The sequence below is a fragment of the uncultured Veillonella sp. genome, assembly GCF_963543145.1.
Lineage (GTDB): Bacteria > Bacillota > Negativicutes > Veillonellales > Veillonellaceae > Veillonella.
This window is the reverse complement of the sequence record NZ_CAUTZP010000026.1, coordinates 1-12129: the sequence shown is the minus strand read 5'-3', so window position 1 is coordinate 12129 and position 12129 is coordinate 1. Positions and strand designations below refer to the sequence as shown.

Here is a 12129-nt window from a genome sequence, read left to right as displayed (position 1 = left end):
AACCCGGGATACCGCCGTGAAAGGGCGGTGTCTTAACCGCTTGACCAACGGGCCAGAAATGGTGACTCACCCGCGACTCGAACGCGGGACACCCTGATTAAAAGTCAGGTGCTCTGCCAACTGAGCTAGTGAGTCAAAATGGCTCCTCGAGTAGGACTCGAACCTACGACCGATCGGTTAACAGCCGATTGCTCTACCGACTGAGCTATCGAGGAATGTATGGAGCGGGAAACGAGATTCGAACTCGCGACCCCCGCCTTGGCAAGGCGGTGCTCTACCGCTGAGCTATTCCCGCATACAGAACCGATAATTAATATAACATAATTACCAATCTGTCGTCAAGAACAAATTGAGAATGTCCTGACTGCCTTATAATAATATCAATTTACACATATAGTGTCAATGGTTTTTCCATGAAACTCCTACAAAATTTTGATTTTAAAAAGATATCAAATTAAGAATGAGGGATTATATAATCCCTCATTCTCCCTACTTAATTTATACTAGTAAACAAGCTCATTATCCTAGTAAATAATCTAGCTTTTACCGGCTTGTCTACCTTTACCGGCCCCATCTTCAGCGACGCTAACTTCCGCTTCGATAAATGTTTTCATGTCATTTAGCATATGCATAGATGCATCAATAATAGACAGCCCCATTGTGGAACCTAATGCTTCATCGATTTGTAAGTTATAGTGCAAACATGGTTTAACCTCAAGGAATCGACATTGTTCCTTATGGATTGGTTCCTCATAGGCAGCCGATGGGAATATATAGTCTTTTACTAATGGCTCAATGGTAACAGCAGCCAATACAGCAGCTCCTGTTACGGCATTATCAAACACGACAGCCATACGGTGACTAGCAGCACCTAAGATAAAGCCTGTTAAAAATGTAATATCAAGACCACCTGCAATATGTAACAAATGTAATACCGCATCACGGCGCTCGCTTTCACTCAAAGCAGTCCAATCATTAACAGCGATATTAAAGCGATCTACAAAGGAATGGATATGAGCAGCCCGTTGCTCTATCGTAGGTCCACATTCGGTATGAACGAGAATATCATCATAGGCACAGCCCGTAATTGTAGCCGTCGTTACGAGGGAATCAAGGAACGCCCTCTCCCCTATATTGCCGATAGCCACTACTTGTAATCCATCAGCATGAAGTTTATCAGCATAGGTAAAGCCAAGCTCAAGAGCTTGCTCTAGTTCATCTTGAGAGATAACAGGTTCTACACCAAAGAAATGAGAGCCTTTACAAATGACTTGTTGATCAATATATTCTAGATCACTAGTATCTTGCTCAAGACCAACATTCACCACATGTACATCGGCATTTAATTTAAATGCCGCCCCTTGCGTAGCCGTTCTGCCTTCATTGAAACGCTTGATAGCAGCGTAGCTTTCACTTCCATGCTGACTATTTTGAGGGCCATCAACCAAGTGATCCGCTGCTACAATAAGCACACCATGGCGCAAATGATTTGGCTTAGGATTTGCCAAAATACCTGCAAAGCGTTCTGCTATAAGCTCTAAGGTTGCTAGGCTATAAATAGGTTTTGTTAAATTATCAATACGTAACCGGCACTCCTCCATGGAGGGTGCGTGCAATGGTTCTACTTTAAAAGTTCTCATGCCTTACCTCCTGTTATGGCCAAATACATATGAACTGCCAGATCTAGCATGCCCATCTGAACAGAACCACCAGATGCCTCGCCTAAACAAAGTCCTAAATCTACATAGGCTTCAAGACCTAAATTTTCTAAGGAAGACTTAGCAGCCTTTTCCGCCGACAAGTGAGATGCCATTACATAATCCATCGCCTGTGGCACCAATGTTTTAGCCACTAACGCACAAGCAGATGTATTGAAGCCATCGATGATAACTAATCCATGATTTGCTGCTGCTCCTAAGATAACACCAACGATACAAGCAAATTCAAAACCACCTACAGAGGATAAAATACCGATGGCATCGTCTTTAGGAATACCCTTATATTTTTCAAGCACATCATGAACGATGCGTTGCTTTAATTTGAGTCGTTCATCAGAGATATTGGTACCTCTACCTGTCGCCTCTTCTGCAGTGAGCCCTGCAAACTTAGCAGTCATAAGGGCACTAGCAGTCGTATTTGAAATCCCCATTTCTCCTACTAAAAATACGTTGAACCCTTCTTCAATTTTTTCTTTTACAAGACGGATACCGGTTTCAATGCCTTCAATAGCTTGTTCCTGTGTCATGGCTGGTTCTTCCACAAAGTTTTTTGTTCCCATCCCTAGTTTATGACTACGCAAACCAGGTACCCAGCTCATATCCGCATCAATGCCCATATCGATAACTTCCATTTGAGCACCACAGTAATTAGCTAAGGAATTGGCCCCTGCCCCTTTGGGAATTAGGTAGTTCTGTGTCATACCAACCGTCGTTTCCTTTGGATATGCACTGACACCCATATCCGCTACGCCATGATCCGCACTAGCGATAATCATGCACGGCTTTGGTACAGTCAAAGTGATTTGATTGGTGGCAGAGCTATATTGAGCCACTACATTTACGAGTCGACCATATTGCTCTACAGGTGACGCTGTATTCCAGCTATCAATTATATGTTGTTCAATCTCTTGGTTGCGACCTGTAATAGCGCCACAAGTTTCTTGTAACAAACTCATACTATCTCCCTTAACTAATTAATAGATCCGTTTACTTTTTGAATATTAGTATATCTTTGAATATTAGTATATTTTTATAATATTAGTATATTTTTATAATATTAGTATATTTTTATAATATTAGTGTATTTTTAGAATATTAGTATACACATTTTAGGTCATAAACAATGTCGCTTCAGCTACAGAACCTTGGCTCTGTTAATTATCCTTAATTTGCCCTGTTAAATACGGCAACTTACTGCGAATGTCACGACTGCGTTCCAAATAGGATTCCAATTCTTGACCTTCATCCTCTTGTGAAAGTACCTCTTTTACACGTTGAATTTCACCTTCCATACGAGTAAGGCCTTCAATGACATTGTGACGATTACCATAGATGATTTCACGCCACATAGACGGCAAGCCACCGGCTACACGGGTGCAATCTCGGAACCCACCAGCAGATAGTCTCATCCGTAATTCGCCCAATTCATCACCACCAGAAACTTGCGTTAAAATGGCAGCGAGCAAATGAGGCATATGACTAACCATGGCTAAATACGCATCATGAGCGTAAATATCGACGAACTCAATGCGTGAACCTACGGCACGTCCCATCTCAGCCAACTCTTGGGCTACCTCTTCATTATATACTTCAGAGGCCTTATCCTCTAGGACGATCCAGCCCATACCTTTAAATAGATTTTTATGAGACACTTCATAGCCACCCTTTTCAGAGCCAGCCATAGGATGGACAGACACAAAAATGGTTCCTTTCGGAATGGACCTGTATACAGCCCGCACAAAGTTTTCCTTTGCACTAGATACATCTGTCACCACTTGTCCTGGTTTAAAAAGATGTGCCGTTTCTGTAAATAGTCTTGCATTTGTATCTGGTGGCAAAGAAAATACAACAATATCAGAATTATCAATTAATGGTTCTACCTCAGTCCAAGCAGCTTTCACCACACCATCTTGGATGGCCGCATCACAAACCTCTTGGCGTCGTGCATAGCCCACCACCTCATAGTCGGTGTAAGCTTTTAAAGCCTTTGCCAAGGAACCACCTAATAAGCCTAAGCCAATAATACCTACTGTCTTACTCATATAAACCTACTTTCACAAATAGTTAGCCTTACACGCTCCAATGTAAGACTAACTACATTTACAAACTACTAAATAATTAACGGCAATCGGGAAAAGATAAAACTATGCCTCAATGAGACGTCTATTTTTCCATTTACCGCTATACCAACGATATACAAATAATAAGCCCCGTAATATTTCATCAACAGCCATGGCAATCCAAATGCCTACGAGGCCCCATCCCCAGTAAATACCAAATAGATAGGATAGTGGTACTGCGCACAACCACATACCAAAAATACCTACGAGCATTGGAGTTCGAATATCCCCTGCTGCTTGTAAGCAGCCAACCATAACAATATTAACGGCACGCCCTAACTCAAGGAAAATCTCAACAAATAAGACATTATGTGCTAACGATAGGATTTCAGGATCTGTAGTAAAGACAGAAAGAACAAAATCACTAACAAGATAGAAGAATGTAGCAAGTCCTACGTTAATCACAATTGCTAAAAACATAGAATGCCATACCCGATTAGTGACCTCCTCTTGGCGTTGTGCCCCCATCAAGAATCCAACGATTACTTGTGAAGCATTGGCAAGTGCTATTGTATATACATAGCAAAGCATAGCTATTACGGATACATATACCTTTGTATTGATTACTGCAAGCCCCAAAACATTGACCATTTTCATAATCGTCGTTTGAGACAATTGATAACTCAATGTTTCGCCACCAGAAGGAACACTAATATGCAATAAAGACTTAATCGTATGCAACGGAAATGGTTTTAAAAATTTGAAGCTCACCTCTAAGGTTAATAATTTCTTAAAAGTATAACCAATAATCACGAGCCCTACCACTTTAGATAGCCATGTTGAAATAGAAACACCTAATACACCAAGGCTTGGTATTGGTCCATGACCAAAGATTAATACATAATTCGTTATAATGTGAATTACATTCATAACGAGTGCTATGTACATGGTAATACGCGTTAGTGAATGGCCTCTAAACACAGCAACTAACGTATAATACATAGCTTGTATCGGCAGCCCCGCCGCTACGATGGTCGTATAGATTGATGTATCACGCATCGTTTCAGGCGGTATACCTAACCATGTAAAAATCCATTCATGGCATGTGATAAAGAATACTGCTGCTATGGATGAAAATAAAACGTTCAGCACTAAGCTGACCGTACATACCTCAGATAGCTTAGACTGATTTCGAGCGCCTAAATATTGAGCAATCAGAATCGTCGTAGCTGTACTCATAACAATAATGAGCATAATAAAGATATTTAAAATTTGATTGGCATTAGCTACCGCTGCTACTGCTTGAGGCGAGTAGTGACTCATCATCAGTTGGTCTATATTACCTACTAGCATCTGTAAGAACACTTCAATAAATATAGGCCAACTCAACGTCCAGATAGATAGGCTAATCCCTTTTTCGTATGCTTTCATAAAAACCTCTGCAATGAATACGATGCAATTCCAATGAATATCATACAATGTTCTTATTATATCACGTTATGAAACAAAAAACGTGCCACCCAAAGGTGACACGTTTATATGTCTTGTTAGCAAATTAATGTAACTTACTATTATTTAAATTGATTACAAAGGCTATCGAATAATGCTTGGTCTGGTTTTACTACATCTTCCGTCAATGGACGTGGATGTGGACCACCATTAACAGCGGCCATAGCTTTTTCAAAGGAAGGTTTAGTCGTATCTTGGTAGATAAGACCAGTAACCAAACCTTGTGTCTCACCTAATGTTTTAAGTGCAGCAGCACGGTCTGTTGGATCATATCCTTCTGGTAGGCTAGTCAAATGTTCTTTAAACCAGTCATAGCTATTGTGTTTATTGTATGTAACACATGGGCTAAATACGTTGATGAAGGAGAAACCTTCATGGTCCATTGCTTGTTGAATCAAATCAACCAATTCTGCACGGTTAATCATGTAACCTTGTGCTACAAAGGTAGCACCTGCAGCGATTGCAGTTTCACAAACGGATAATGGAGTCTCGAATGCCCCACGAGGAGTTGTTTTTGTAACAAAACCAATATCGGAACGAGGGGATGCTTGACCTTTAGTCAAACCATATACATGGTTATCCATTACTACGTATGTCATATTTACATTACGTTTGAAAGCATGAATAGTGTGACCCATACCGATAGCGAACGCATCACCGTCACCGGAGAATGCGATAACTTCTAAGTCTTGGTTAGCAAGTTTTACGCCTTGAGCATAAGGAAGCGCACGACCATGAGTTGTATGAGCGCCATATGCGTAGAAATAACCACCGATACGGCTAGAGCAACCAATACCGGAAATTACTGCTAATTTTTCTGGTGGAATATTTTTCGCTACTACAGCGTCAGTAATCGCCGCTTGAACCCCATAATGGCCACAGCCTGGACACCAGTTAGGACGAATATCGTTTCTGTAATCTTTAGCTGTTGTCATATTATAGGACCTCCTTAATCGCATTTTTCACATAACTTTTCGTGAATGGATTACCATCGTATTTCAAGCAGCTGGAAATTTTAGATTTCTTATGCATGTTGATTTTAAATAAGTTAGTCAATTGACCTGTTGCATTGTGCTCAACGATAACCACTTTTTTCGCAGCATCCATGAATGGTTGTAATTGTTTTGCTGGGAATGGTTTAATCAAACGCAATTGCAAGTGGTTAACTTTAACGCCTTCTTGATCGAATTCAGCAACGGCTTCTTCGATAGCACCACGGCTAGAAGCCATACCTACAACGAGTACATCTGCTTTGTCGTATTTAGCGTTGTTCAAGAATGGTTCGTAGTTATCCGCTACAGTTTCCAATTTGCGGAAACGTTTATCAGTTTGCGCTACGTGCATTGTAGGTGCTTCTGCTGGTTTACCTTCTTCATTATGCTCTAAGCCTGTGGAAAGGAATAGACCATTTTTCATGCCAGGAATTGTACGAGGGGAAATACCATCTTCAGTCAATTCAAAGCGTTTGAAGTAGTTAGGTTGTACCAATTCAGGAAGTTCAGCTTCTTTCATCATTTTACCGCGGTTAATAGGTACACGGTTCAAATCGAAGGAAGGAACGGATTGTTTATTCAAGCCTTGTTGCAAGTCAGGCATAAAGATTACTGGACATTGGTACATTTCTGCCAAGTTGAAAGCTTTTTGAATTTCATAGAAACATTCTTCGATAGATGTTGGAGAAATTACAATACCAGAGTAATCGCCATGTGCATTGTAGCAAGCCGCATCAATATCAGATTGCTCAACCTTTGTAGCCATACCAGTAGATGGGCCAGAACGTTGAACGTCGATAACAACCATTGGCAATTCAGCCATGGAAGCCATGGACAAGGATTCAGCCATCAAGGAAAGACCCGGGCCAGAAGTACATGTGAAGCCACGAACACCTGCGTATACGCCGCCCATAGCTGTCATGCATGCTGCGATTTCGTCTTCCGTTTGAACAACAGTAGAGCCCAATTTATCCATAGTTTTAATCATGTATTCCATTACTTCAGATGCTGGAGTAATAGGATAAGAAGCCATGAAGCGAGAACCCGCTGCAATAGCGCCTAAAGCACACGCTTCATTCCCCAATAAGAACATTTGATCTTTCTTACCAGGAGCTGGCAATGTATCGATTTCCACATCGCCCAATTTTTCCATTACAAGGCTATGACCATCGTCAAAAGCAGCTAAGTTTTTATCGATAATCTCTTGAGATTTTTTAGCAAATTTTTCAGCAATAGCGTCTTTAAACATCTTAGTATCAAAGCCAAGAAGTGCTACAGACATACCAAGTGCTACGATGTTACGCATTAACATGGAGCCTTGTTTCATCGCTGTTTCAGAGATTGGCAAGGATAAGCAATTGATTTTTGTACCTTCGTATTTAGAGAAGTCTGGTTTTACTTTGCTATCGCAAATGATGTAACCACCATCACGAACTTCGGAACCGTGCATATCAACAGTTTCTTGGTCAAGTGCTAACAAGAAGTCTACGCCTTCACCGATGGACATAATTTGTTCTAATGCTACGCGCAATGCGAATGTAGTATGACCACCTTTGATACGAGATGCAAATAAACGTTGGCTATACAAGGAATAGCCTTCTTTAGCGAGGATTGTCGCCATAATTTCGCCGCAACTCTCGATACCTTCACCTTGTTGGCCGCCCATTTTCCAGATAAAATCTTTACGTTTTTGCAAGAGATTCACCCTCCTTAGGATAAAAATTACACTGCTGACAAGAGTCTACCTTACTATTTTAATGTATGTATAGTACGAACCTGTCTTATATCGTCATTGTATCATGTATATTTTAGGTTTACAATGTATCATTTCACATAATAATAGGTATAAATTAAGGCATTATAACTAAAAATTATAAGAAAAAAAGGATACTACTTTATAAGTAGTATCCCTTTAGTATTTATGTTTATCGTTTTATATTTAGACCTCAAGAAAAAGAGTCTATATAAAATTATATAGAATATTTATTCTTAAGTTATATGTAATATTTATTCCGTAATACCTCTTGCTGTCGGTCCTCAGTAAAGAAAATTTCTTCTAAACATAAACCTTGGGCAGGCGCAGTTTTACCTATGACACGACGGTCTTTAGCGGCTAAATAGCCTTTGATATCCTCCACCTTGCGACGACCTAGACCTACATCTACGAGTAAGCCTGCAATATTACGAACCATATGGTATAAGAACCCGTCGCCTACTACAGAAATCGTCACATGAGGTCCATTTCCCTCTACATGAATGCCCATAATAGTCTTAACTGGATCAGCCGGTGTAGAATTTGTTCCCTTTAAGGTTGTAAAGTCATGTGTACCTAACAATTCATTACCCGCCGCTTGCATGAGCTCAATATTTAAAAGCTTCTTTACATGCCAGTGATATCGTTTCGTCAACGGATCTGCAATAAGCTGATTATGAATAGTATATACATACTCTTTACCGTATATACTCCAACGAGGTTTCCAATCTAAGGGTATTTCAATAGCCTCTAATACAACTATATCCTTTGGAATATGCGCTATCATAGCACGGGGAATATTTTCTACAGGTATATTGCCAGAGGTTTGAAAGGTACATACTTGAAACTTTGCATGCACCCCAGCATCAGTTCTAGACGCACCATAGATTTGAATTGGCTCATTACAGATTTTTGACAAACCATATTCTAAACAGCCTTGTACTGTTAAGCCCTTATCATCAGGTTGCTTTTGATAGCCCGCTAAATCAGTTCCATCATAAGCCACTATGATTCGTATATTTCTCATAGGCCAAGCCACCATAATGTAATGAGTACAATGGTAATCAATATAACAGCACCGACACCGATATAATCGACATAGGTAACTTGTAATTCTTTCATACGTGTACGGTTTACACCGCCTCGGTAACATCGAGCCTCCATGGCGATAGCTAATTCGTCGGCCCGTCTGAAAGCACTAATAAATAATGGCACTAGGAGTGGTACCATGTTTTTAGCACGTTGAATGATAGAACCAGTCACAAAGTCTGCACCACGGGCAGATTGGGCTTTCATAATACGATCCGTCTCATCCAATAAAGTGGGAATAAAACGAAGCGCAATAGTCATCATCATAGCTAGTTCATGGGCCGGTACGCCAATACGACGGAATGGATTGAGCAAATGTTCAATACCATCAGTTAAACGAATGGGAGATGTAGTATAAGTCAGCAACGAGGAAAACAAGATTAAGAAGATTAATCGTGCTGCCATTTGAAGGCCCATTGCCACTCCATGATCAGTGATATTAATTATGCCCCATTGGAAAATGGTATTACCAGGTGTTGTAAAAATGTGAATCCCCATAGTAAATACAATGATAATCCAAAGTGGTTTAATAGCAGTCCACATAAGACGCAATGGCAAACGAGATAATAGCATCGCAAAGATAGTAAAAGCACCTACAATGCCATACGCTAATGGTGAGTCTGCCAAGAAGATAGCGACCACAAAAATGGTTGTAGCAATAATCTTTGCTCGTGGATCCATGCGATGTAAGAAGGAATTCCCTGGGAAGTATTGACCAATGGTAATGTTATTTAACATGGCTACCTCCTTCTAGAATGGCTTGTACAGCATCATCTACAGATAGAACTCTATTAGACACATCAAGACCTTGTTCACGTAAGTACTCCATAGTTACAGATACTGGCGGTATATCTACACCAACAGCTTGCAATTCATCACGATGATTATTAAAGATATCCATCGGTTCCCCATCGAGTACAATACGACCTTTATCGAGTACTACAAGACGAGAGGCCATTCGAGAAATATCCTCCATATTATGAGATACAAGGATTACAGTAATGCCTTTCTCCTTATGGAGACGAATGATTTCCTCAAAGATTTCATCACGACCAAATGGATCTAAACCGGCAGATGGTTCATCAAGAACTAAGAAATCTGGATTCATTGCTACTACGCCAGCAATAGCAACGCGGCGCATTTGACCACCAGACAAATGGAACGGAGACCTTTCCGAATATGTATTATAGTCAAGACCAACAAACTTCATGGCATCTCGAACGCGTTCATCGACTTCATCAGCGCTAAGACCTAAATTTTTAGGTCCAAAAGCAATATCTAGAGCGATGGTTTCTTCAAATAGTTGATGCTCTGGGTATTGGAATACCATCCCCACCTTATGGCGCATCTTTTTGGCTTCCTCTGTGGACGCACTAATATCTACACCATTTACGGTTACTGTACCTGTCGTAGGATGTAATAGGCCATTTAAATGTTGTACAAAGGTAGATTTACCAGAACCAGTATGACCGATAACACCTAAAAATTCACCATTTTCAATAGTAAGAGATATACCATGAAGGGCAGTCTTTTCAAAAGGAGTTCCCATACCATAGGTGTATGTAATATTATCTAATACAATCGCCATTAGTGAGTTTCCTCCCCTCTTGCATCAGTGGCAAGCTCATTGGCATGAACTGCTTCAACCTTAGTAGCCTCATGATTAGAGTTTACTAATTGTTCCGCTAGTTTTGAAGCTTTAAGACCTTCTGCCAGTTCTTCATTGTTTATAATGCTGTTACCAACTTCATAGCCTTTCGCATTTAATTTGAAAGCAATTTCAGAGGCCACAGGCACGTCAAGGCCAAGATTTTTTAAGGTATCTACATGGCTAAAGATTTCACGAGGTGTGCCATCATGTAATTTCACACCATTTTTCATAACCACAACACGATCAGCCGTAACGGCTTCCTCCATGAAGTGTGTAATAAAGACGATAGTAATACCCTCTTCTTTATTGAGCTTGTGAACTGTCTCTAAGACCTCACGACGACCTTTTGGATCAAGCATTGCCGTAGGTTCATCGAGGACAATACAATCTGGTTTCATAGCAAGGACGCCTGCAATGGCAATACGTTGCTTTTGACCACCAGATAGCAAGTGAGGACCATGTTCTCTATATTCAGTCATATTAACAGCTGCCAAAGCTGCATCGACACGTTTTCTAATTTCGTCACTAGGGATTCCTAGATTTTCGGGACCAAAGGCAACATCCTCTTCTACAACAGCCGCTACAATTTGGTTATCAGGATTTTGGAATACCATGCCCACATGTTGGCGAATATCCCAAATATGCGCTTCATCGCGCGTATCAAAACCACATACATTGACGTGACCTTCACTAGGTTGTAATAACACATTAAAATGCTTGGCGAGGGTACTTTTACCACTGCCATTAGTACCGATGATACATACAAATTCACCGCGCTTAATAGATAAACTCACATCATCTAGAGCACGCACATCATTGCCGTTTTCATCAGTATAAATATGACTCATATGATTGACATCAATCATAATGTCTTGTTCGTTCATGAATAGCCTCATATCTTTCTAGTCAATTTCGTTCCTATGAAAGTATAACCTTTAATTTGTATAAAACATTATTGACCTATTAACTACAATAAATTAATGTAATCTACTTTATAGATTAAGCATTAATTATAGACCTATTAACTACAATAAATTAATGTAATCCACTTTATAGATTAAGCATTAATTATAGACCTATTAACTACAATAGAATAATGTAATCCAATTTTAGATTAAGCATTAATTATTGCCATAAATATATCAAAAGGTTAACAATGCTCATTCATCCATTACGATAACTGCTAATATATTACGATATTGTACTAATCGATTGTACCATAAAATTGACAATAAAAAAACGGTGCTGCAACGTAAGTTACAACACCGTATGAGTTTGATTAAACTAACTCGATAATAGCCAAAGGTGCAGCGTCACCTTTGCGAAGACCAGTTTTGATTACACGAGTGTAACCACC

At 40.0% G+C, this 12129-nt stretch carries 11 protein-coding genes and 3 tRNA genes; all 14 read right to left on the bottom strand.

Annotated features, from left to right (window positions below; genetic code table 11):
- Positions 1–59: 59 nt before the first annotated feature.
- A tRNA-Lys gene (locus tag RWZ05_RS08605) sits at positions 60–135 on the bottom strand.
- Between the two features lie 4 nt (positions 136–139).
- Positions 140–215 (bottom strand) — tRNA-Asn (locus RWZ05_RS08600).
- Positions 216–220: 5 nt separating this feature from the next.
- Positions 221–295 (bottom strand) — tRNA-Gly (locus RWZ05_RS08595).
- Positions 296–536: 241 nt separating this feature from the next.
- A complete protein-coding gene (locus RWZ05_RS08590; RefSeq protein ID WP_314643739.1) occupies positions 537–1640 on the bottom strand; it encodes a nicotinate-nucleotide--dimethylbenzimidazole phosphoribosyltransferase in 1104 nt (367 codons plus the stop codon).
- Entirely contained in the window at positions 1637–2674 is a 1038-nt protein-coding gene (locus RWZ05_RS08585) for a nicotinate-nucleotide--dimethylbenzimidazole phosphoribosyltransferase (RefSeq protein WP_314643736.1), read from the bottom strand. The genes RWZ05_RS08590 and RWZ05_RS08585 overlap by 4 nt, the downstream gene beginning before the upstream one ends.
- Positions 2675–2872: 198 nt before the next feature.
- Entirely contained in the window at positions 2873–3760 is an 888-nt protein-coding gene (locus tag RWZ05_RS08580) for a prephenate dehydrogenase/arogenate dehydrogenase family protein (RefSeq protein WP_314643733.1), read from the bottom strand.
- A gap of 102 nt (positions 3761–3862) precedes the next feature.
- Positions 3863–5209 carry an MATE family efflux transporter gene (locus RWZ05_RS08575; RefSeq protein WP_314643732.1) on the bottom strand — a complete coding sequence of 449 codons (1347 nt, stop codon included), beginning with the start codon at positions 5207–5209 and terminating at the stop codon, positions 3863–3865.
- A gap of 140 nt (positions 5210–5349) precedes the next feature.
- On the bottom strand, positions 5350–6222 hold the full coding sequence (locus tag RWZ05_RS08570) for a 2-oxoacid:ferredoxin oxidoreductase subunit beta (protein WP_314643730.1): 873 nt from the start codon (positions 6220–6222) through the stop codon (positions 5350–5352).
- Between the two features lies 1 nt (position 6223).
- A complete protein-coding gene (locus tag RWZ05_RS08565; protein ID WP_314643728.1) occupies positions 6224–7975 on the bottom strand; it encodes a 2-oxoacid:acceptor oxidoreductase subunit alpha in 1752 nt (583 codons plus the stop codon).
- A gap of 298 nt (positions 7976–8273) precedes the next feature.
- The gene (gene truA / locus RWZ05_RS08560) at positions 8274–9059 is read right to left on the bottom strand and encodes a tRNA pseudouridine(38-40) synthase TruA (RefSeq protein WP_314643727.1); all 786 of its coding nucleotides are present in this window, start codon (positions 9057–9059) and stop codon (positions 8274–8276) included.
- The gene (locus RWZ05_RS08555; protein ID WP_314643725.1) at positions 9056–9859 is read right to left on the bottom strand and encodes an energy-coupling factor transporter transmembrane component T; all 804 of its coding nucleotides are present in this window, start codon (positions 9857–9859) and stop codon (positions 9056–9058) included. The genes truA and RWZ05_RS08555 overlap by 4 nt, the downstream gene beginning before the upstream one ends.
- On the bottom strand, positions 9849–10709 hold the full coding sequence (locus RWZ05_RS08550; protein ID WP_314643724.1) for an energy-coupling factor transporter ATPase: 861 nt from the start codon (positions 10707–10709) through the stop codon (positions 9849–9851). Before RWZ05_RS08550 ends, RWZ05_RS08555 begins: the two co-directional genes overlap by 11 nt.
- A complete protein-coding gene (locus RWZ05_RS08545; protein ID WP_314643722.1) occupies positions 10709–11656 on the bottom strand; it encodes an energy-coupling factor transporter ATPase in 948 nt (315 codons plus the stop codon). The genes RWZ05_RS08550 and RWZ05_RS08545 overlap by 1 nt, the downstream gene beginning before the upstream one ends.
- Positions 11657–12051: 395 nt before the next feature.
- On the bottom strand, positions 12052–12129 hold a 78-nt coding region (locus RWZ05_RS08540; protein WP_314643741.1), incomplete at its 5' end, for a L17 family ribosomal protein.

What these genes read in the sequence shown, in the direction of transcription:
- RWZ05_RS08590 (WP_314643739.1), bottom strand. Translation starts at nt 1,640, where the DNA reads ATGAGAACTTTTAAAGTAGAACCATTGCACGCACCCTCCATGGAGGAG.
- RWZ05_RS08585 (WP_314643736.1), bottom strand. Translation starts at nt 2,674, where the DNA reads ATGAGTTTGTTACAAGAAACTTGTGGCGCTATTACAGGTCGCAACCAA.
- RWZ05_RS08580 (WP_314643733.1), bottom strand. Translation starts at nt 3,760, where the DNA reads ATGAGTAAGACAGTAGGTATTATTGGCTTAGGCTTATTAGGTGGTTCC.
- RWZ05_RS08575 (WP_314643732.1), bottom strand. Translation starts at nt 5,209, where the DNA reads ATGAAAGCATACGAAAAAGGGATTAGCCTATCTATCTGGACGTTGAGT.
- RWZ05_RS08570 (WP_314643730.1), bottom strand. Translation starts at nt 6,222, where the DNA reads ATGACAACAGCTAAAGATTACAGAAACGATATTCGTCCTAACTGGTGT.
- truA (WP_314643727.1), bottom strand. Translation starts at nt 9,059, where the DNA reads ATGAGAAATATACGAATCATAGTGGCTTATGATGGAACTGATTTAGCG.
- RWZ05_RS08555 (WP_314643725.1), bottom strand. Translation starts at nt 9,859, where the DNA reads ATGTTAAATAACATTACCATTGGTCAATACTTCCCAGGGAATTCCTTC.
- RWZ05_RS08550 (WP_314643724.1), bottom strand. Translation starts at nt 10,709, where the DNA reads ATGGCGATTGTATTAGATAATATTACATACACCTATGGTATGGGAACT.
- RWZ05_RS08545 (WP_314643722.1), bottom strand. Translation starts at nt 11,656, where the DNA reads ATGAACGAACAAGACATTATGATTGATGTCAATCATATGAGTCATATT.